The sequence below is a fragment of the Nesterenkonia sp. AY15 genome, assembly GCF_022565855.1.
In the GTDB taxonomy this organism is placed as follows: Bacteria; Actinomycetota; Actinomycetes; order Actinomycetales; family Micrococcaceae; genus Nesterenkonia.
The window spans coordinates 134,720-154,626 of the sequence record NZ_JAJOYV010000006.1 but is presented as its reverse complement, the minus strand read 5'-3'; the positions used below and the strand labels follow the sequence as shown (position 1 = coordinate 154,626).

General features: G+C 66.8%; 22 protein-coding genes and 2 tRNA genes. 7 read left to right on the top strand and 17 right to left on the bottom strand.

What is annotated here, in order from left to right; translation table 11 throughout:
* Positions 1-3 precede the first annotated feature (3 nt).
* Positions 4-1,407 (bottom strand): phosphomannomutase/phosphoglucomutase, encoded by a 1,404-nt coding sequence (locus LSI54_RS10470; protein WP_241465246.1) that lies wholly within the window; start codon positions 1,405-1,407, stop codon positions 4-6.
* Between the two features lie 67 nt (positions 1,408-1,474).
* Here LSI54_RS10470 and LSI54_RS10465 point away from each other — a divergent pair, with 67 nt between their 5' ends.
* Positions 1,475-2,362: a hypothetical protein gene (locus LSI54_RS10465; protein ID WP_241478319.1), complete on the top strand. Its 888-nt coding sequence runs from the start codon at positions 1,475-1,477 to the stop codon at positions 2,360-2,362.
* A 38-nt stretch (positions 2,363-2,400) separates the two neighbouring features.
* A complete protein-coding gene (locus tag LSI54_RS10460; protein WP_241478318.1) occupies positions 2,401-3,210 on the top strand; it encodes a DNA-formamidopyrimidine glycosylase family protein in 810 nt (269 codons plus the stop codon).
* 241 nt (positions 3,211-3,451) lie between these two features.
* Here the strand turns inward: LSI54_RS10460 and LSI54_RS10455 are convergent, their stop codons facing one another.
* The 4 genes from LSI54_RS10455 to LSI54_RS10440 form a co-directional block, all read right to left on the bottom strand.
* Positions 3,452-3,655 (bottom strand): DUF2945 domain-containing protein, encoded by a 204-nt coding sequence (locus LSI54_RS10455; protein WP_241475981.1) that lies wholly within the window; start codon positions 3,653-3,655, stop codon positions 3,452-3,454.
* A gap of 32 nt (positions 3,656-3,687) precedes the next feature.
* Positions 3,688-4,011, bottom strand: coding sequence for a hypothetical protein (locus LSI54_RS10450; RefSeq protein ID WP_241470499.1), 324 nt, complete (start codon positions 4,009-4,011; stop codon positions 3,688-3,690).
* Positions 4,012-4,112: 101 nt separating this feature from the next.
* Positions 4,113-5,330, bottom strand: a complete 1,218-nt coding sequence (locus tag LSI54_RS10445; RefSeq protein WP_241475980.1) for an MFS transporter — start codon at positions 5,328-5,330, stop codon at positions 4,113-4,115.
* Between the two features lie 114 nt (positions 5,331-5,444).
* A tRNA-Ser gene (locus LSI54_RS10440) sits at positions 5,445-5,532 on the bottom strand.
* 102 nt (positions 5,533-5,634) lie between these two features.
* Between LSI54_RS10440 and LSI54_RS10435 the strand changes: the two genes are divergently transcribed.
* Positions 5,635-6,624: an NAD(P)H-quinone oxidoreductase gene (locus LSI54_RS10435; protein ID WP_241478317.1), complete on the top strand. Its 990-nt coding sequence runs from the start codon at positions 5,635-5,637 to the stop codon at positions 6,622-6,624.
* 52 nt (positions 6,625-6,676) lie between these two features.
* Positions 6,677-7,105: a hypothetical protein gene (locus LSI54_RS10430; protein WP_342357816.1), complete on the top strand. Its 429-nt coding sequence runs from the start codon at positions 6,677-6,679 to the stop codon at positions 7,103-7,105.
* A 39-nt stretch (positions 7,106-7,144) separates the two neighbouring features.
* Here LSI54_RS10430 and LSI54_RS10425 read toward each other — a convergent pair whose 3' ends face one another.
* Entirely contained in the window at positions 7,145-7,591 is a 447-nt protein-coding gene (locus LSI54_RS10425) for an NUDIX hydrolase (RefSeq protein WP_241478316.1), read from the bottom strand.
* Between the two features lie 68 nt (positions 7,592-7,659).
* On the opposite strand from LSI54_RS10425, the gene LSI54_RS10420 reads away from it, so the two are divergent.
* Positions 7,660-8,322: a pentapeptide repeat-containing protein gene (locus tag LSI54_RS10420; RefSeq protein WP_241478315.1), complete on the top strand. Its 663-nt coding sequence runs from the start codon at positions 7,660-7,662 to the stop codon at positions 8,320-8,322.
* Positions 8,323-8,325: 3 nt separating this feature from the next.
* Here LSI54_RS10420 and LSI54_RS10415 read toward each other — a convergent pair whose 3' ends face one another.
* Both LSI54_RS10415 and LSI54_RS10410 read right to left on the bottom strand, forming a co-directional pair.
* On the bottom strand, positions 8,326-9,453 hold the full coding sequence (locus LSI54_RS10415; protein ID WP_241478314.1) for an ArsO family NAD(P)H-dependent flavin-containing monooxygenase: 1,128 nt from the start codon (positions 9,451-9,453) through the stop codon (positions 8,326-8,328).
* Positions 9,450-9,848, bottom strand: coding sequence for an ArsR/SmtB family transcription factor (locus tag LSI54_RS10410; RefSeq protein ID WP_241478313.1), 399 nt, complete (start codon positions 9,846-9,848; stop codon positions 9,450-9,452). The genes LSI54_RS10415 and LSI54_RS10410 overlap by 4 nt, the downstream gene beginning before the upstream one ends.
* A 99-nt stretch (positions 9,849-9,947) precedes the next feature.
* Here LSI54_RS10410 and LSI54_RS10405 point away from each other — a divergent pair, with 99 nt between their 5' ends.
* Complete coding sequence (locus tag LSI54_RS10405; protein WP_446740427.1) at positions 9,948-11,273, top strand: NAD(P)-binding domain-containing protein; 1,326 nt, start codon at positions 9,948-9,950, stop codon at positions 11,271-11,273.
* A 475-nt stretch (positions 11,274-11,748) separates the two neighbouring features.
* On the opposite strand, the gene LSI54_RS10400 is transcribed toward LSI54_RS10405, so the two are convergent.
* The 4 genes from LSI54_RS10400 to LSI54_RS10385 form a co-directional block, all read right to left on the bottom strand.
* Positions 11,749-12,306, bottom strand: a complete 558-nt coding sequence (locus tag LSI54_RS10400) for a sigma-70 family RNA polymerase sigma factor (protein ID WP_241470496.1) — start codon at positions 12,304-12,306, stop codon at positions 11,749-11,751.
* Between the two features lie 402 nt (positions 12,307-12,708).
* Positions 12,709-13,149 (bottom strand): BON domain-containing protein, encoded by a 441-nt coding sequence (locus LSI54_RS13205; RefSeq protein ID WP_342357818.1) that lies wholly within the window; start codon positions 13,147-13,149, stop codon positions 12,709-12,711.
* 270 nt (positions 13,150-13,419) lie between these two features.
* Positions 13,420-14,082 carry a response regulator gene (locus LSI54_RS10390; RefSeq protein ID WP_241478311.1) on the bottom strand — a complete coding sequence of 221 codons (663 nt, stop codon included), beginning with the start codon at positions 14,080-14,082 and terminating at the stop codon, positions 13,420-13,422.
* Complete coding sequence (locus tag LSI54_RS10385; protein ID WP_241478310.1) at positions 14,079-15,572, bottom strand: GAF domain-containing sensor histidine kinase; 1,494 nt, start codon at positions 15,570-15,572, stop codon at positions 14,079-14,081. The genes LSI54_RS10390 and LSI54_RS10385 overlap by 4 nt, the downstream gene beginning before the upstream one ends.
* On the opposite strand from LSI54_RS10385, the gene LSI54_RS13200 reads away from it, so the two are divergent.
* A complete protein-coding gene (locus LSI54_RS13200; RefSeq protein ID WP_241478327.1) occupies positions 15,507-15,758 on the top strand; it encodes a hypothetical protein in 252 nt (83 codons plus the stop codon). The two genes, LSI54_RS10385 and LSI54_RS13200, sit on opposite strands and share 66 nt — an antisense overlap.
* A gap of 407 nt (positions 15,759-16,165) precedes the next feature.
* On the opposite strand, the gene LSI54_RS10375 is transcribed toward LSI54_RS13200, so the two are convergent.
* The 5 genes from LSI54_RS10375 to LSI54_RS10355 form a co-directional block, all read right to left on the bottom strand.
* Positions 16,166-17,647, bottom strand: a complete 1,482-nt coding sequence (locus tag LSI54_RS10375; protein ID WP_241478309.1) for a multicopper oxidase family protein — start codon at positions 17,645-17,647, stop codon at positions 16,166-16,168.
* On the bottom strand, positions 17,644-17,928 hold the full coding sequence (locus LSI54_RS10370; RefSeq protein ID WP_241470492.1) for an SHOCT domain-containing protein: 285 nt from the start codon (positions 17,926-17,928) through the stop codon (positions 17,644-17,646). The genes LSI54_RS10375 and LSI54_RS10370 overlap by 4 nt, the downstream gene beginning before the upstream one ends.
* A gap of 79 nt (positions 17,929-18,007) precedes the next feature.
* Entirely contained in the window at positions 18,008-18,337 is a 330-nt protein-coding gene (locus LSI54_RS10365) for a DUF305 domain-containing protein (protein ID WP_241478308.1), read from the bottom strand.
* Positions 18,338-18,702: 365 nt separating this feature from the next.
* Positions 18,703-18,775 (bottom strand) — tRNA-Thr (locus tag LSI54_RS10360).
* Positions 18,776-18,841: 66 nt separating this feature from the next.
* Complete coding sequence (locus LSI54_RS10355; RefSeq protein WP_241470426.1) at positions 18,842-19,873, bottom strand: universal stress protein; 1,032 nt, start codon at positions 19,871-19,873, stop codon at positions 18,842-18,844.
* Positions 19,874-19,907 lie beyond the last annotated feature (34 nt).

The following is a 19,907-nucleotide window of genomic DNA, read 5'->3' as shown; positions in this document are numbered from 1 at the left end:
GGTTCAGCTCTGCGTGACCAGACCGAGGACCTCGTCGCGCACGGCTTCCATCTGCTCGGTGCTGTGGGCCTCGCCGTTGAAACGCAGGAACGGTTCGGTGTTGGAGGGACGCAGGTTGAACCACCAGGTGCCGTCCGTGGCCCGGACTGTCAGTCCGTCCATGTGGGAGATCTCGGCGTCGCGGTCGGCGAAGGCCGCTTCGACCCGTTCTGCCGCTCCGGCCTTGTCCTCGACCTCGGAGTTGATCTCCCCGGAGGCGGAATAGGGGTTGAACTCGGCGGCCAGTTCGCTCAGCGGCCGGTCCTGGTGACCCAGTGATGCGAGCACGTGCATGGCGGCGAGCATGCCGGTGTCGGCGTTGAAGAAATCGCGGAAGTAATAGTGCGCGGAGTGCTCTCCACCGAATACCGCCTGCTCCTCGGCCATGACTGCCTTGATGTAGGAGTGCCCCACCCGGGTCTCCACGGGGCGACCACCGGCCTGCGCCACGACCTCGGGCACCGCGCGGGAGGTGATCAGGTTATGGATGACGACGGGAGTCTCTTCACCCTCGGACTGGGCGCGGGTGATCTCGCGGCGGGCCACCAGCGCCGTCACCGCGGAGGGGGAGACGGGCTCGCCCAGCTCGTCGATCACGAAGCAGCGGTCCGCGTCGCCGTCGAACGCCAGACCGATGTCCGCGCCGGTCTCGCGCACCTTTGCCTGCAGGTCTCGGAGGTTCTCTGATTCCAGCGGGTTGGCAGGGTGATTGGGGAAGGTGCCGTCGAGCTCGAAGAACAGCGGGGTGATCCCCAGCGGCAGGGCCGCCAGCAGGTCATCACCGAGCACTGCTCCGGTGGTCAGCCCGGACATGCCGTTGGCTGCGTCGACGACGACCTTCAGCGGCTTGATCCCGGAGAGGTCCACCAGGGAGCGCAGGTACTCGGAGTACTGGGCCAGGATATTGATCAGCTCCACCGAACCGGTCTCATCGACGGCGGGGATCTCCTCGGCGTCGAGGTAGGTCTGTGCGGCGTCGCGGATGTCCTCCAGCCCGGTCTCCGCGGAGAGCGGCACCGCGCCGGCCTTGGACATCTTCATCCCGTTGTACTGTGCCGGATTGTGACTGGCGGTGAAGACCACGCCGGGGGCCTCCATGGTGCCGGAGGCGAAGTAGAGCATGTCCGTGGAGATCAGACCCAGCTGGGTCACGTTCGCTCCGCGGGAGGTGGCTCCCTGGGTGAAGGCCGCCGTGAAGTCTGCGGAGGAAGCGCGCATGTCACCGCCCACCAGCACGGTCTGCCCGGCGAGACCGAGGACGTCGACGAATGCGGCGCCCACGGCACGCACCGACTCTTCGGTGATGGTCTCGTCCACAAGTCCGCGGACGTCATATGCCTTGAATGAGGCTGAAAGATCAATAGTCACGGGAATTATCGTACGTGAGCGGTGTTCATCTAGCTCGCGCCCAGGGGAACACACGTAGACTGGAGGTGTGGAAATACTGGTAGTCCTCGCAATCGGCGTCATGTTGTTCCTGGGCATCCGCATGCTCATGCAGCGTCAGGCCCAGAAGCTCAACGATGGCATCAAGGTCGCTGTGACGCCTGAGAACGCGCGCAAGGCTGCGCTCGCGCTCTCCGACGAACAGCACCGCGAGCTCTACCGCGCCATCGGCGCGGAGGACGGTCGGCGGGCGCTGGCCATCTTCAAGCAGTCCACCGGAGCGCCGATCAAGGACTGCATCATCGCGGTCCAGGCGCTGCACGCCCACCCCCAGCAGGCACCCTCGGAGCTGCGGGCCGAAGACGAGATGAACGGGGCCGCCGGCGGAGCGGTCGCCAGCCCGATCGACACCCACGATCGGCCCGGCCCCGAGGACGAGGTCCTCGACGGTGAGCTGGTCGAAGACGCCATCGACGGAGTCCGCGATGACGCCGACTCCTCCGACCGTGACCCCTCCAAGCCCATCGGCGAGGCGGACCCGCAGACCGGCGAGATCCTCGGGGAGAACGCTCAGCAGATCCCGAACATCCCCGGCGGCGAGAAGCCCCGACGTGATGGTGATGCCCCTCGCGATGTCGATGAGCGCGCCAAGCGTCTGATGGATGAGTCGGGATTCAACCCCGAAGACGAACTCACCATCCCTGCGGACTGGGGTGCTGAGGAAGAGGAGATCGCAGGATTCCATCTGGAGGTCCAGCGCGGCGCTGAGAAGATCACCCTCTCCCACGATGACCTGGAGCCCTGGGTCCACGATCAGCTCTACGCGCTGCTGCGCGATGACCTGGTGGACGAGGCGGCCGAGCTGCTTTCTGCGCACTCGCCGCTGACCAAAGAGGAAGCCCGCAAGTTCCTTGTGGTCTTCAAGAACCAGACCTGATCCCAGACCTCCTGCAGAACCGCTGACGGAGACCTGACGTGCCTGAGGGAGATACCGTCTTCCGGCAGGCGGCCGTGCTGCACGCCGCCCTTGCCGGAGAGGTGCTCACGGCGAGCGATTTCCGCGTGCCGAAGTATGCGACCGTGGATCTCTCCGGCCGGACCGTGGAGCGAGTGATCGCCCGTGGCAAGCACCTGCTGATGCAGTTCGGTGATCTCACGGTGCAGTCCCATTTGAAGATGGAGGGGACTTGGCACGTCTACCCCCGCGACGCACAGGGGGCACGGCCTCGGTGGCGACGCCCGGCCCACACTGCGCGCTGCGTCCTGCGCACCCATGATCAGGAAGCCGTGGGCTTCTCGCTGGGGGAGCTGAGCATCTCCTCCCCGGCCGAAGCGCAGGAGAAGCTCGCCCATCTCGGCCCCGATCTGCTCGGCCCCGACTGGGATTCCACCGAGGCCTCGCGTCGGCTGCTGTCGGCCCCGCGGCGCAGCATCGGGGTGGCGCTGCTGGACCAGAGCAACCTTGCCGGCATCGGCAACGTCTTCCGCAGCGAGATCTGCTTCCTCGCCGGGATCCTGCCCAGTCGGCCCGTGTCTGAGGTGGCGGATCTTGCGCGGGTGATCGAGCTCAGCGAGAAGCTGCTGAATGTGAACAGGCTGCGCATCCGGCGGTGCACCACCGCCAATCCCACGGCAGGTCCGCCCTACTGGGTGTACGGGCGGGGCGGCAAGCCCTGCATGCGCTGCGGGACCCGGGTGCGCAAGAGCGAACTCGGAGAGGCTGAGCTGCGCGAAGCCGCGGTGGAAGACCGAGTGATCTATTTCTGCCCATCCTGCCAGTCCTGATTGCCCTGAATCCGGGCAGCCCGGGATTCAGGGCAGCCCGGATTCAGGACTGGGCGGGGTCTGCGCTCGGGAACGTCGTGATCGCAGTGTCGAAGCAGTCGGCTTGCTCGGAGAGATCTCCGCGCAGACCTCCGGCGCGCAGTCGGCGTTCATGATCGCCTGGATCATGTATCTGTCAGCGGTGGCCGGGACGGCTTCGTGCGATCACCTTCGCGGACCGCGCAGAAGCAGCCCCGAGCGGCTAGCGCTTATCGAGCGCCTTCTCATGGTGGGCGGCCTCGGCGCCGGTCTTCTCCGACTCCACCAGGTAGACCGGGTCCTCCGCGGAGGCGCGGAAGGTCTGGTCCTGGAACTTCAGATCCTTGGTGTGCTTGGAATTCACGGTCCCGTGGGTCTTGCCCTGCGGGGTGTTCCAAGAGACCTTGTCGCCTTCTTTGAGCGCCATGGGTGGTGCCTGCTCTCTGCTGCGCTGGAGGGTCAGTCGGCGTCGTCGAACTTCTCGCGGTTCGCCCAGGTCTCACCCGGGTCCCCGCCCCAGGCGTCCCAGGCGACCCGGCCCGGGCTGGGGTAGCCGGCCTCGCCGTGGTGGAAGCCCTCGGCGTCACGGTCCACGGTGTGCCGCGCGAAGTACTGGCGCATCTTGTGGATGTGCTCCACCGGCACCTCAGAGCCCTCGGCGAGCTCCTGGGCCCGGTGGCGTCCGGTCTCGGTGAAGCCCTTGCCGGCCTTGCCCTCATCGATCCAGCTCAGCGCGCGTTGGGCGGCGTGCTGGACGTCCTGCGGGGGAGTGTGCCCGGTCATGGGTGACCTCCTGGGTAGGGTCTGCTCGGACTTCACTGTACTGGTGTCGCGGATCCGTTCACCAGCAACCCTGGGAAGAGAGCTGAGCGCAGAGTCACAGGTCAGTCGTTGCCAGGCCGACGACGGCGGCTGACCAGGATCACTGCCAGCAGCGTGGAGAGCAGGTAGACGACGCCCACGGCGAGCCAGCCCAACGTGAAGCCTCCGCCCGAACTGATCAGCAGTCCCATGCCGAGCGGACCGATCGCGAATCCGGTGAACATTCCGGCGGTGACCACTCCGCTGGAGGAGGCCATCTTCGCGGAGGGGATGCTGCGCAGCAGCACGCTCATCAGCACCACCGAGACGCCGAGGGCCGAGGCGCCGTGGAGCACCACCGCGGTCCAGAGCAGCGGGGACCAGCCGGTGGCGTCGGCACCGAGGAAGGCGCCGACGCCGGCCAGCGCGGTCAGTGCCAGTATCAGCAGCAGCAGCGGCCCGGAGGTGCCTCGAGCCATCACCCGCGCCCACCCGATCCGGGCGGTCACCCCGACCACACCGGCGACGGCGGCGGTGGCGCCGCCGAGGACCAGCGAGAAGTCGAGCTCGCGGACCGCGAAGAGCGGGAGGTAGACGTTGGTCGCCTGCACGCCGATCCCATTGAGGCAGCCGAACGCCGCCAGCGCCCAGACCGCGGCGGAGTGCCCGCGGGGTGGGCCTGGGGTCTCCGAGGATGCGTCGGACGTCGCTGGGGCATTCCGAGTCGGATGCAGCAGCGGGACGGTGCGCAGGATGCGCCAGGTCAGCACCAGCAGCACCAGCGGCAGCAGGGCGGCAAGCAGCGCGGTGCCGCGCCAGCCGATCAGCACCGCCAACAGCGGGAAGCTCAGGCTGGCCACCAGCTGGCTGACCTGGACCCCGGACTGTTTGACCCCGACCCAGCCGATGCGTCTATTCGCCGGCACCCGCTCCAGCAGGATCCGGTTGGTGACTCCATTGGGGAAGGACTGGGCGACCCCGGAGAGGCCGGCGGCGACGATGAGCACCATGTAGCCGCCGGGGACCCCGGCGAGACCCAGCGCCACGGAAGCGATCAAGAAGATCACTGTCATCAGCGCGAGATCCGAGTGACGGTCAGCCAGTCGTCCCAGCGTGGCATTGCCGACCGCGGCGCAGGCGAAGCAGACGGTGGCCAGCAGCCCGAACTGCGCCTCGTTGATGCCGAGGTCGGTGATGATCTCTTCGCTGGTGGCGCTGAGCCCGTAGAGCAGCAGCGGGCCGACGGCCACGGCGCCGAGCAGGATGCTCAGCAGTCCCGGCCCAGCCGATTCCTTGCGCATCCGCACCTCCGCTTCACCACCGGTGTCCGCGTGGTCGGGGCGGGACGAACTTTTCAGACCTGCTTCGAGAACCTGAGTGGGGTCCCGGCCGCGGGACCCCACCTTCTCATTGAGCGGAGCGCGTGGGATTCGAACCCACGGTGCGGGGTTGCCGCACACTGGTTTTCAAGACCAGCTCCTTCGGCCGCTCGGACAGCGCTCCTTGGCATTTCAGCCGACATGGAGCTCTCCAGCGTTTCGTGGAAAACTCCAGACACAGACTATACGTGAGTCCCAGGGACGGATCGAGTTGAGGAGCGAGAGCATGCGAGCAGTGCAGTACAGCGACGCCGGTGGACCAGAGGTCATCGCCCTCGCCGAGCAGGCAGACCCCACGCCGGCAACCGGGCAGGTGCGGATCGAGGTCGCCGCCGCGGGACTGAACCGTGCTGACGTGATGCAGCGCCTCGGGGTGTATCCGCCCCCGAGGGGCGCCTCCGAGATCCCCGGGCTGGAAGTCTCAGGCCGAGTCATCGCCGCAGGTCAGGGCAGTGGTGTCATCGTGGAGGAGCTGATCGGCAAGGCAGTCGTGGCGCTGCTGGCCGGTGGCGGCTACGCCGAGAAGGTGGTCGTCGATGCCCGCCATGTGCTGCCGGTGCCGGCCGGAGTCAGCCTCACCGACGCCGCAGGTCTGATCGAGGTGGCCGCCACCGTGCACTCGAACCTGCGCGGCGAAGCTCAGGTGAAGCCGGGGGACACCGTGCTGGTCCACGGCGGGACCGGAGGGATCGGATCCTTCGCGCTGCAGTATCTGCACGGGCTCGGAGCGGAGGTGCTGACCACCGTCGGTTCCGCGGACAAGGCGAGCCTCGCCGTCGAGCTCGGGGCGGACCACGTCATCAACTACCGCGAGGAGGACCTCGGCGCACGGGTCCAGGAGCTCACCGAGGGCCGCGGGGTGGATGTGATCCTCGACGTCGTCGGGGCGAAGTACCTCGAGACCAACCTGCGCTCACTGGCCACCGCCGGGCGACTGGTGATCATCGGGCTGCAGGGTGGACGCACCGCCGAGCTGGACCTGGGGCTGATGCTGGCCAAGCGGCTGCGCATCATCGCGACCACCCTGCGCTCCCGGGACGCCGAGGCCAAGGCCGAGATCGTGCAGGCCGTGGGTGCCGAGATCTGGCCGCTGATCGAATCCGGGCAGATCAGGATCCAGACCGACAAGACCTTCCCGCTGGAGCAGGCCGCTGCGGCGCATGAGTACTTCGACTCCGGCACCCACACCGGCAAGGTCCTGCTGACCATGACGTGATCGACCCCTGTTGCGTTGAGGGAGGGCCGGATTCGATAGACTCTCGGGCATCATGATGAAGCTCTTTCCTCGCCGCCGCCGCGCCCGCCGCCTCGACAAAGAGCTGGGCAAGGGACTGTGGCGGCAGGCCCACGATCGCTACGTGCGCGGCCTGAACCGGTACCACCAGGTGATCGAGGGCGTGAAGGACGACGCGGCCTACAGCCAGCTGGTGCTGGTCGGCGATGAGCTGGCCGAGCAGCTGGACACCGTCTACGAGCTCTGCCGCAAGGCGCAGATCAGTCATTTCAGCGACGGCCTGCAGGTGCCCGGCGGGGCCACGAAGCTGCATTCGTCGCTCTCGCGGGCGGCGAATCACCTGGCCACCACCGCAGAGGCCGCCGCGATGGTGCGGCTGGGTCACGGTGAGCTGGTGGCTGTGCGCCGTCGCGCCGATCAGGTCAATGATTCACTCAAGGACGCCTCGGAGTCCGCGGTCTGAGTTCGGGTGTGACGCCGGACCGTACCGTTCGCTCGGCGTTCAGCGAACGGCGTCGCTCAGCAGCCCGGCGAACCGTCGGCCGACGTCGACCAGCGAGACCCGGTGCAGACCGTCGATCTCTGCGTGGCTGAACCAGCGCACATCATCGGTGGACCCCTCCGGCTCCACCGTCAGTGACCCGCCGGTGATCCGCGCCCGGTAGATGATGCGCAGATTCTGCAGGGGCGTGCCGCGCTGGCTGTCATGGATCCGGCGCTCCCCGGGAATGATGAAATTGTCGATGCCCAGCAGCTCCTCGACCTCGGCCTCGTAGCCCGATTCCTCGAAGACCTCCCGGATGACGCCGTCGGCGGGGTCCTCGCCCGGGTCGAGGCCGCCACCGGGCAGAGTCCAGCCCTTGGCGGTCCCGCTGACATGCCAATGCGGCAGCAGCATCCGCCCATCGTGGTCGGTGATGACGGCATAAGAAGCTACTCGAAGGTCCATATTTGCACTGTAACACCGGGCGATGTCTGCCCGCGGGGCTAGGCTGAGCGCGACCGAGAGGCAGGCAGATGAGACCGATTCAAGGCCCCAGACTTCGCGCGTCCCGACTCGAGGACCTCGCGCCGGGCAGCGCTGCAGCCCTTGAGCGCACCGGCCAGGGAGACCGCATCGTCCTCGAAGACGCCGACCTGAGCGGCATCGATCTCTCCTGCGGCAGACTCACCGAGTGTCTCCTGCGGTCCGTGACTCTGATGGACGCCGACCTCTCCGCCGCCTCGGTGGTCGAATCTCACTGGGAGCGGGTCAACGCGCCGCATCTGAAGGCTCCGCGGTCCACCTGGCGGGAGGTCGTCATCGACGGCAGCCGCTTCGGCGTCGCGGAGCTCTATGACGCCGGGATCAGCGGGCTGGTGCTGCGCGGATGCAAGCTTGATCTGGTGAACCTGCGCAACGCCGTGATCGCCGACGTCTTGTTCGAGAACTGCACGATCGCCGAGCTGGACATCTCCGGCGCCCGCGCCACCCGGGTGAGATTCTCCGACTGCACCGTGGGAACCCTGGAGGCTCGTGAGGCACGACTGAAGGACGTGGATCTGCGCGGCGCCCGGCTGAGCCGGATCGTCGGGATGGCCGGGCTCAAAGGCGCGGTGATCAGCGAGGAGCAGCTGGTGGAGCTGGCCCCCGCGCTGGCGGAGCACCTCGGTCTGCTGGTGTCCGAGGCGCCGCGCTGAGCCTCAGGTGTCTGCGACGGCCATCGCGGTGGCTTTCGCGAAGGGGCCGACGCCGACCAAGGTGGCGGACGCCGTGCCGGTCCAGTCCCCGTAGCCGAGCAGATAGAGCCGAGGGTCGGCAAGGACCTGTGTCTTGGACGGTCCGCCGACGCGAATATGACCGTGCGCATCCCGCAGGCCGAGAGGCTGAAGGTGATGCAGCGCGGGACGGAACCCGGTGCACCAGATGATGACGTCCGCGTCCTGGGTGTCATCGTTCTCCCAGGCCACCCCGGTGGAGGTCAGGCGCGTGAACATCGGGTGGGCTGTGAGCGCGCCGCGGTCTCGCGCCTCACGCACGGAGGGGATCATCACGATGTCGCCGAGCCCGGCGACCCCGGCGTGCTCACGGCCCTCTTCCAGTGCGCGGATGCGGGCGGTGGCTGCGGCGAAGAGCGCCCGGCCGTCGACGTCGTCGGGCAAGAACCTCGGTGGGCGGCTGGATGCCCATGTGGTCTCAGCAACCGTGGAGACTTCGGCCAGAATCTGGGCCGCGGAGTTGCCTCCGCCGACGATGATGACCCGCCGACCCTCGAACTCCTCTGGGTTCTTGTAGTCCGCGGCGTGCAGCTGCTTCCCGGAGAAATCGCGCATGCCGGGGTAGACCGGCCAGAACGGTCGTTCCCAGGTGCCCGTGGTTGAGATGACGGTCTGCGCGGACAGGGAAAGATCGTCACCGGTCAGGAGCATCCGTCCCTGCGGATCCTGATCCTCGGTCTTCACTGCGGTGACCCGATGGGGGCGACAGACGTTCAGCTCATAGCGCTGTTCGTAACGGGTGAGGTAGTCCACGACGTGAGAGCGCGGCGGGTATCCGTGCGCGGACTCGTCCCAGGTCGGCATCATCCATCCGGGCAGCGAGGAGGAGGACGAGGGCGAGAAGATGCGCAGCCCGTCCCACATGCGAGGCCAGGCGCCGCCGGGGCGGTCGGCGGCATCGATGATCACGAAGTCTTCACCCGGCGTGAGGCCGGCCCGGCGAAGGTAGAAACCCGTGGCGAGTCCTGCCTGGCCCCCGCCGACGATGGCGACCTGCACATGGGCGGGTGGTTGTGGCGTGGGACCCTGCGCTGGGTCGGGCTGTTCAGTCACTCGGTTCCGTCCGGGAGATCGCTGCGACACGCCACCGGGTCACCCGCGGGGGCGAGGGCGCCTGCCAACAGTTGGAGCGCGTCGGGAGCCACGCGGTAATAGATCCACTTGCCCCGTCGTTCACCGCGGGTCAGGCCGGCGTCCACGAGGATCCGCATGTGGTGCGAGACCGTCGGCTGCCCCAGGCCTATCGGGCCGGTCATCTCGCAGATGCACGCCTCGCCCTCCGGTGCCGCGGCGATCATCGAGAGCAGCTTGACCCGGGTGGGGTCACCGAGTGCCTTGAACACCCGGGCGAGCGTCTCGGCGTTCTCATCATTGACGAGGCCGCCGGTCACGGGCACGCAGCAGGCGGCGAGCTCGTCGGGTCGGATCGCGGGAAGAGTTGTGGGCACACCCCCATTCTGGCTGACATATTGACATTTGTCGATGCGTGGCTGACAGTGGTGGCAAGCAGTGAATGTATCGATGTTCTTGAATATGAGGAGAAGTGGATGATGAGTGATCTTCCCGTCGCAGTGATCGGTGCCGGACCCCAGGGGATGGCCGCAGCAGCGCAACTCTTGGAGCATGGTCTTGAGCCCCTGGTGCTGGAATCCGGTCAGAGCCCGGCGTCTGCCGTCTCCGAATGGGGACACGTGCGGCTGTTCTCGGCATGGCCCGAGCTGATCGACCAGGCCTCGGCACGTCTGCTGGAGCCCACCGGATGGACCGCGCCCCAGGAGGGCTACCCCACCGGGGCGCAATGGGTTCAGGATTACCTTGCACCGCTGGCGAAGGTGCTGGGTGGCCGCGTCCGATGCGATGCGCGGGTCACTGCGGTCTCGCGCAAGGGACGGGATCGGTTGGTCGACGCCGACCGGGCAGCCCAGCCATTCACCATCCACATGATCGACTCCGCGGGCAGGGAGTCGCGCGTTCAGGCCCGCGCGGTCATCGACGCCTCCGGCAGCTGGCGAGTCCCGAACCCCGCCGGCGCAGACGGCGTGCCCGCCCTGGGTGAACGTGCGGCAGCTGATCTGATCACCTATCAGGTGCCTGATCGGGCAGAGCCCGCGCGGTATGCCGGCAGGCATGTCGTGGTCCTCGGGGCAGGCGATTCAGCCTTCAACGCTCTCCACGAGCTCGTCCAGATCGCAGAACAGCACCCTGACACCCGAATCACCTGGGCGATCCGCCGAGTGGTGAGCGAAGGGACCTTCGGCGGGGGCGCCGCCGACGAGCTTCCCCAGCGTGGTGCACTGGGCCAGCGCGCGAAGCAGGCGGTCGAATCCGGCGCCGTAGAGCTGGTCACCGGATTCAGGACTGCCGAGGTTCGTCGGACCGGTGAGCAGCTGGTGCTGATCGACGAGGATGGGCGTGAGCTGCCCGCTGCAGACGCTGTGGTGGTGCTGACCGGGTTCCGGCCAGACCTGTCCTTCCTCTCCGAGATGCGTCTCGATCTCGATCCGATCCTGGAAGCGCCGCGCCGGGTTGCGGCCGAGATCGACCCCAATATTCACTCCTGCGGCTCCGTGCAGGCCACCGGCGCCGCCGACCTGGCCCAGCCTGAACCTGATCTGTACCTGGTCGGCATGAAGTCCTACGGTCGAGCCCCGACCTTCCTGGCGCTGACCGGCTATGAGCAGGTGCGCAGCGTCGTCGCCAAGCTGGCCGGGGACCACGAAGGCGCGGCTCGGGTCGAGCTGGAGCTGCCGGACACCGGTGTCTGCGGCGGTGCGGGCGACTTCGACGCACCAGAGAGCACCGGTGGAGGCTGCTGTGCTCCAGCGCCCGAACCGCAGCTCATCTCGATCGGCCGCGCACCGGCCGACGTCTGATGTCAGATGCAGCGAGCCCCTCCCGGACTTTCCTGGGAGGGGCTCGCTGCATTGATTCTGCGATTGGTCACGCGGCTGAGCTGCCGGAATCGAGTTCGGCGAGGTGAGCTGCCACGTGTTTCGCATCGCGGAGCGCGCAACATGCTGCTGTTCGCGCAGGACCTGCGCGCGACCGGAGAGCTCCGCCATGACCTGGACGACCGGCAGGTCGCAGATATGTGGACGCGCGCTCTGACCGCCCCGGCTCGATGGTCGCCTGACGTCCGAGATCGTGGCCAGAGCGCGACGTTGTAGCGGGACAGCTGGTCAGGCGGCACCGTCCGAGCAGCTCGTCGGCGAATCTAACCGGGATCTCCTATCGGAGAACCGGTGTCCTTGGCAGCCAACGGGGCTCTGCGGTCCCAGACCTGCACGCATCCGGGTAGTGTCGGAGTGCTCCGTCACGAAGCCGGCTCCCTCTTCCCGCCACGTCACGTCAACCCCGGCGAGACGCTCCCCCCACGGCCCAGGCACTTCCTCCGTCGTGAGCATGGGCCCCCAGTGCCGTTCGCAGTGACTTCAGCCCGTAATACATCCGTGTCCGTAAGGTCGCGACCGGAACCCCCGTCTGTTCCGAAAGCTCCTGATAGCTTCTGCCGTCTAGTTGCACGGCGACAATGACCTCCCGGTGCTCGGAGGTGAGGGTGGCCAGGGATTCATACAGGACGAGCCGCTCCACGATGAGCAGGTCTTCCGTCACCGGCTCGCTCGCCCATTCGATCTTCTCCGCGTCCGAGGGCGCTGGGCGCCGGGCGCGCGCCCGGAGGCAGTCGATGATGAGGTTCCGCTCGATCGCGAACAGCCAGGTCCGCACTGAGCCGCGCGAGCTGCTGTATCGCCCTCTGCTGCGCCAGGCTCGGATGAACGCTTCCTGCACGCAGTCCTCCGCCTCGGCCCGGTCGCCCAACGCGTTGAACGCGTGCGCGAAGAGGGCCCCTCCGTGCGCGGCGTAGGACTCAGTGACATTGAAGTTCGTCTCAGCTGCTGCACGCACGGGAGACACCTCCTCGAGGTCCAGCGCATCCAGCGCCGATCTCCGGAGGGGGACATCCCTGCGGGGCAGGTGCGACTTCCACCGCGACCCCGAGCTCAGTCAACAGATCCACGGCAAGAAGTTTCAGGTCTTCTCGCTGTTCAAGGTTTGGTTCCCTATGACGGCCGGTGCGGCCGGATAGCGACTTTTCGGAGAAACTGCGTTCAAAAGGGGGATGAACAAGCATGAGGAGGATCCCTTACTGCTCTCGGGGTCGTGTCCGGTGCAAGGGACTCGCCGAGAGCGATTCGGCTATTCACGATTCGAACGGTGCCTTCAATAAGCAGTCAACTGCCGTATCTTGACTAAGTGAAGGGACTTAGGTCCCAACCTGAGACGCCCAGGGCGTTCTGGAGGCTCTGGTCAGTAGGGTCGGACGGCCAGTCGGTTGTCGATCCGGGTCACGTTGGGGCAGGCCCAGGTCGCCAGACCTGCCTGTTTCTTCTGCGCCAGAGATGTCACATGCCCGGTCAGGATGGCGGTGTCGCCCAAGATGGTGACCCTCACGTCGCGGGCGTCGAGCTGCGGGTTTCGCAACATTGCGTTCTTCAGCCGCTGTTCTGCGTTCTCCGCAGGCGTGCGATCGATCAGGGTGATCTGGTTGTCCAGAGATTTCACTCCGCAGAGGTCTTGGACCGCCAGCTGGGCGGCTTCGCGTTGAAAGCCCCAGTCCACCTCACCGGTGAGAGTGATGTGGCGGTTCAACACCTGAGACTTGACTGCCCGGGGCACAGCGGTGTCGCAGGTCAAGGCTCGCTCAACGGTTCTGCGGATATCGGAATCTGCGACCCATTGCGAAGCCACCGGGTTCACGACCACTCCGTCAGTACTGTCACCCTGGATGCATCCTGATCCGGGGTCCCCTTGAGATCCACTGCCGCTGCGGTCTGGAGGGCGCGGTCCGTGGGAGTCTCGGCCGTTGATGCGATCTGCATAGACGAACTCCTCTGGTCACTGCCCACAGAGTTGCGGGTCTAACACCACTGTGGTCTAAGGGCTCGGCATCCTGTAGGGCCGGAGGTCCCACCGTCTCTGCATGGAAACCTCTCCCGCAGCTCGACGGCGCGCTCTGGCCTAGTCGGCGGAGTCTCCGACGCTCATCCTCGCCCCGTAGACGGCGACCTGGGTGCGGCGGTCCATTCCGAGCTTCGCCAGAAGTCCCGAGACGTAGTTCTTCACGGTCTTCTCCTTCAGGCTCAGCCGCTCCCCGATCTGCCGATTGGTGAGCCCTTCCGTGATGAGCTTCAGGATCTGGGTCTCACGAAGGGTGAGATCGATTCGCGCTGTTTCCGCGGCCTGCTCCTGTGCCTGCGCGGTCTTGGCACTGAGGGAAGCGTGGACCCTCCGGGCAAGATCGGGGGTGACAAGGTTCTCCCCTTGGGAGACTCGGAGGATGGACTTGATCAGGTGTCGGCCGTGGATGTTCTTGAGCACATACCCAGATGCGCCCGCGACGACAGCGGCGATGCTGGCCGCGTCGTCGTCGTAGGCGGTGAGGATCAGGCACGGGATCTCGGGATGAGCTGAACGGATGCGGCGGCACAGTTCTATGCCACTGCCGTCAGGAAGCTGGACGTCAAGCACCGCAACGTCGGGCAGCGTCGCCGCGACTCGGCCAAGGGTGCCACGCGCGGTGGCAGATTCTCCTACCACTTCCATACCAGGTTCGATATCGATGAGCTGAGCGATGCCACGTCGCACGACCTCGTGATCATCGACGAGGAAGACCCGGATCATGGGAGCCCCGGAGATTTGACGGGTGCCCACCAGAGCGCGCGGGTGCCTCCGGCGCCGCGCGGGGAGAGCGTGAAGTCGCCGCCGTGAGCCCGAGCCCTGGCCCGCAGGTTGTCGGTGCCGCTGCGTCGGGATGTGTCGGAGGAGAGCCCTACGCCGTCGTCATCGACTCTGAGAGTCACGGTGTGGGGAGTCGCGGTGATCTCCACCTCAATCGTTGTGGCGTCGGCGTGCCGTGCAACATTGCAGAGCGTCTCGCGCAGGGCTGCTGCGACGTCGTCAGCCAGGGAACCGACGATGATGAGGTCGATGGTTCCGACGAAGGTGATTCGCGGCTGTGCAGACAGCGTGTCGGAGAGCTCCGTGAGGATCCTGAGGAGACGGTGACGGGTGGCCTCAGCGCCGGTGCGTGTCTGCAGGGTGAAGATGGCGGTTCGAATGTCACCTATCGCCGCATCGATCTGTGTCACGTGTGCTTCAATGCTGTCGCTGAGTTGAGGGTGTGCCGACGCCAGCGCCTCCAGCCCCAGCCCGGTGCCGAAGAGTCGCTGGATGACATGGTCGTGGAGATCCTGCGCGATGCGGGCGCGCTCGTCGACGATTTCCAGTCGTTGCCGATCCGCCCGGGCCCAGGCAAGGGCGATAGCGAGACCGGCCTGGGCGGCAAACTCCTCGAGCAGCTCAAGATCATCCTCGGTGAACGGTGATTCGTCGGCTGACCGGGTGGCGCATAGTGCCGCCACGCGGTCACCATCCACGACGAGAGGCACCGCAACCATCGAGGCGCTCGGAATGTCATCGGCGAACGGAACGGGTTCGTCTCCCCCCTCCGGCGTGATGCCGGGCTCCCCATCCATGGCTCGGGCGAGGACGCAATCCATCCAAGGAACTGAGGAACGCTCGATCTGTGTGGCACGGTCTCCACGAGCAGTGTGGACATAGAAATCACGGCCCACAGCTTCAGAGACCACGACGCTGACCAGCTGCGCGCCGGTGAGAGACACGACGCTCTCTGCAAGCACACCGAACACTTCGCCGCCCTCCGCAGCCAACAGCTTCGCCGCGACCTCGCTCAGCGCTGCACTGAGTTCCTGCGCGCGACGGGATCGTTCGTAGACGCGTGCGTTGTCGATCGCGGTCGCCGCGGTCGCCGCCAGAGCTTTGACCAGAGCCTCATCGTGTGAGGTGAACGCCTTCTCGGAGGGGTTGGTGAGGTAGAGGGCGCCGTAGGTGCTTCCCCGGATCGTGATGGGGACACCGAGAAACGCCTTCATGGCGGGGTGTGCCAGCGGTGCGCCCACGGAACGAGGATCCTCTGTCAGATTCCGCAGCCGGATTGGGGCGCCACCAGTCAGAACAGCACCTAGAACGCCGAGTCCGCGGGGAGGGGCTCCCATCTGCTTGACGAGCTCGGGAGACATCCCCACGTGGATGAATCGCTCCATGGTGCCATGGTCATCAACGACCCCGAGGGCTCCGAATCGCGCGTCCACCAGAGTTCGCGCCGATTCTGCAAGGTTGTGGAGGACCTGGTCGAGATCAAGATCCCCAGTCACGAGTTGACTTGCTTGGAGCAGGCTCAGCAATCCGTGCTGATCTGTCAGGAAGTGGTTGCTTCGCACCATTTCGGCTCGGCTTGGTGTGGTCACGTCGGGAGCATAGAGGTCGCGAAAATCTGAAGCTGGAGTCTCCACGTCTGCCCCCGATGGTAGATAGATCTCAGCATATGTCGGATATCACTGGCAGGGGAGCCTTGGTCTCCAAAATCCACGAGCAGACACGGGTGGGTCCGCCGAACCAATCGGTGAAAGGTCTGGTCACGCCGCGAGTGCCGTACTGACCTGTCGAAAGGTACTCGAACCTGTTGGTGGAACGAGTAATGAATCAGGCCGAGCATCAAGTCTTGGACGGGCGGGCAGCCGAACAGCGGAGGTCAGGATATGAGCTGAACGCCTCGACCATGGGGTAGAGAAGTCACATCTAAGGTCAGCTTCCGCTCCCTTGTCGCTGCCCGTCTGGCCCGGGCTCGTGGGCATCATCGTGGGTCGTGCTGCTCCTTCGTTGGCCGGTGCGGTATGCACCGGTGTCAGCGGACCTCGATGGTGCCCATCATGCCGAGGTCTTCATGGTCGAGGATGTGGCAGTGGTAGACGGTGCGGCCGCCGAAGTCTTCGAAGGCCACCCGGATCGTCACCTCTCCGAAGGCCGGGATGTTGACCACGTCCTGCCACCGCGGCACGGAGACGTCGCTGCCGCCGTCGATCACGACCTGCATGGGCCACACATGCAGGTGCATCGGGTGGTCCATGGGGCTGGAGTTGGTCAGGATCCACTCCTCCACGGTGCCCACCTGGGCCCGCTGGTCGGTGCGTTCAGCGTCGAACTCGCGCCCGTCGATCGTGAAGGACATCATCCCCCCGGGACCGCTCATGCCTCTCATCCCGCCCATGCCCATGCCCATGGCGAAGTCAATGGTGCGACGGGCCGCGACCGGCTCGTCGCGCAGGTCCCGCAGGGCCGGACCCGCGGGCACGGGCCCGGCCTCCCCGGCCGGGTCCCCGGCGACCTCGAGGATGAGCAGGTCGATCGGCTCGTCGTTGCCGGGGCCGTCTCCGGGCGTGGCCCCGCCCATCATGGTGTCCATGGTCCCGCGTTCCACTGGGGTGGCGCGAAGCGTGGAGGTGCCCTCGCGGGTGTCCACCAGCAGCTCCACGCGGTTGCCGGGGGCCAGTGTCACTTCGGTGACGTCCACCGGCTCGGGCAGCCGGCCGACGTCGCGGGCCAGCAGTCGCAGGTCCTGCCCGTCCAGGGTCAGGCTCAGGTACCGGGAAGGGCAGGCGTTGACGACCCGCCACAGCTCCCGCTCCCCGGGGGCTGCGTCGGCCTCAGGTCGGACCTGACCGTTGACCAGCACGGTCTCACCCTCCCGGCCGATCATTCGTTGCCGTGGGGAGACCTCGGCGAGGTTGCCGGAGCCGTCCAGGGTGATGTCGGAGACGACCAGGACGCGCTCACGGGCCACCGGGACGGGATCGGGGTCCTCGACGACGATGGTCCCGTAGAGCCCGGCAGCGATCTGGTCGGCCACGTGCCCGTGTTTGTGCGGGTGGTACCAGTATGTGCCGGGCGGGTGGTCCTGCGGCAGGACGTACTCGTAGTCGAAGGACTCACCAGGGTCGATGCTCACGAAGGGGTTGTCCCCGTTGTTCTCAGGAGACACGTGCAACCCGTGCACGTGCAGGTTCGTCGGGGTCTCCAGACCGTTGGTCATCGCCACCCGGACCGTGTCCCCACCCCGGACCCGCAGGGTGGGTCCGGGCAGCGACCCGTTGAAAGCCCGCACGCTCGCCTCACGCGCCCCGATCCGCACCCGGGCGGGGGCGGCCTCCAAGGCCAGGTCCAGGACCCCGTCCCGGCTGGCCAGCACCTCGGGCTGCACCAGCCCCCGGCCGCCGCCGCGGGTCACGCCGCCGCCGCTGGTCCACCACAGCCCGCCTGCACCCGCGGCCGCAGCGCCGACCCCGACCGCACCCAGGGCCAGCAGCTGCCGTCGTGTCAGCGGGCTCACCGGTCACCATCCTCCAGGGTCCGCAGCCGTTCGCTGAACTCCTCGGTGCTGATCTCCCCGCGCGCGTAGCGCTCCTCGAGGATCTCCCGGGACCGGCGCGGGCGCGCACCGGTCGGCGGAGCCGAACCGCCCTGGCGGCTCCCGTCGCCGGAACTGCCGGTGAGAGCTTTCAGAAGCACAAGCACAAGCACGATCACGATCACGACCGTTCCCACGATCAGCAGGAGCCAGAAGAACCACATCCAGCCCATGCCCCCTCCCATTCCGCTGTCCCACATCATCACGGTCCTCCTTCGTGGCTCGGATTGCTGCTCTCCATCGGCTGCCGCACGAGTGCGACGATGCCAGACGCCGGAGCGGTCAGGAAGCCTCCGGCAGCTCTTGAAGCATCCGCTCGATCTCGGCGATCTCCGCCTCCTGGTCCTCGACCACGTGGCGGGCCAGCTCGACGCCCTCCAGATTCTGTCCCTGCGCGACCTGCAGATGAGCCATTTCGACCTGACCCTCGTCATGGACGATCATCTGTTCCAGGTGCAGCCGGGCGGCTTCCGTGCCTTCGAGGGTGGATATGTCCGCCTCGCTCATCATCCCGCTCATCCCGGCCCGGGAGCCATGATCCAGGTCCTCTGTGGCACCAGGGTCTGCCCCACATGTGTCGCGCAGGGCATTCGTGCGCTCGGCCCCGGGCATTGATGACCTCCTGGGTGAGCTCGGCAGCTTCGGGACTGGACCGGAGGCACCGGTTCGCTCTACGTCCTGTGGTCGGCGATCTCTGCGATGCTCGCCAGGATGATTCCGGGGGATCCGAGGGCCACGTCGGTGCCGGCGCATTCATCGATTTCGCCGAGCGTATGGCCGGTCATGGGTCGAAGGTGCAGTTCTAGGCGAGGCCAGCGGGTGGGCTCCGCCCGACTCCGAGCCACGAAAACAGAATTCGGGCGGGAGGGCCGTGCCTCCCGCCCGAATGTTGACCCTTGTCTGAAGCCCAGGTTCAGCGTCCGGACAGGGAAGAACCCTCCGAACTGAATATAACTGCAGGTCAGAGGGCTCATCGGAGCCGCCTGCCGGAATCGAACCGGCGACCTATTCATTACGAGTGAATCGCTCTACCGACTGAGCTAAGGCGGCGTGGCACCGCGGTGAGGCGCACGAGGGTTCACTTTACTGGTGCACCCCACCGCGGTCAAAGCTCGCTCAGTCGTGAGCTGGGACGACCATCACCGGAGCCGTCGCGTGGTGCAGCAGCTCGCGGGAGACCGAGCCAAGCAGCGCGCTGCGCATTCCTCCGTGACCCCGGGTGCCGACCACTGTCAGCTGTGCCTTGCTGCCCATCTCCTGCATCACATTGACCGGGAAGCCTTCCTCGACGGAACCGGTGACGGAGAGCTCCGGGAACTGCGCCTGGATCCAACCGACTTCCACGTCGAGGTCCCTGTTCAGGTCATCCACCCGGGTCTGCACCATCGCCTGCTCGCGGGCGGCAAGCTCCGGGTACCACATGGCCGCCGTCGTCAGCGGTGGCAGCGCCATCACCAGCTGCAGTCGGGTGCCGTGGCTGATCGCTGTTCGAGCGGCCTGCACGGAGGCTCGCCGGGAATGTGGAGATCCGTCGATGCCGACGACCACCGGCCGGGTGTCAGCGGTGCTGATCGCCTCGGAACCCTCGCCCACGCTGGACTCGTCGGTGTGTGGGACCACCACCGTGGGGGAGTGTGCGTGACCTGGCAGGGCGGCTGCCACGGATCCCAGGATGCGCCCGGTGAACCCGCCGCGGCCGCGGCTTCCGACCACGCACAGCTCAGCGGAGCCCGAGAGATGGACCATCAACCCTGCGGCGTCGCCGTGCTCCAGTCGGTAGGTGACCTCGCCGGCATGTCCTGCAAGCTGTTCCCGTGCCGTGTTCAGCGTCTTCTCCGTGGCCTGCCGCGCCAGGGTCTGGCCCCCGGCATCCGGGAAGCTCTCGAGGTATCCGCTCACCGCGGGGGGGATGGTGAAGGAGCTCATCACCGTCAGCGGGAGACCACGGAAGTGCGCCTCGCGGGCCGCCCAGCGCAGTGCGGAGGTGGCGTTGGGTGAACCGTCGAACCCGACGAGGACGCCGAGCGGGCGCGGGGCCCGTGCCTGTTCACCGCCAGCCGTCGGCTCCGGAGCGCTCGAGGTGTGGGCATCGTGAGTCTGGGAATCGGATGACGTCGCATCGGGTGTGAGCGGAGCTTCTGTGTTCATGGCAGTGTCCTAACGCAGATCAGCTGAAAAGGAC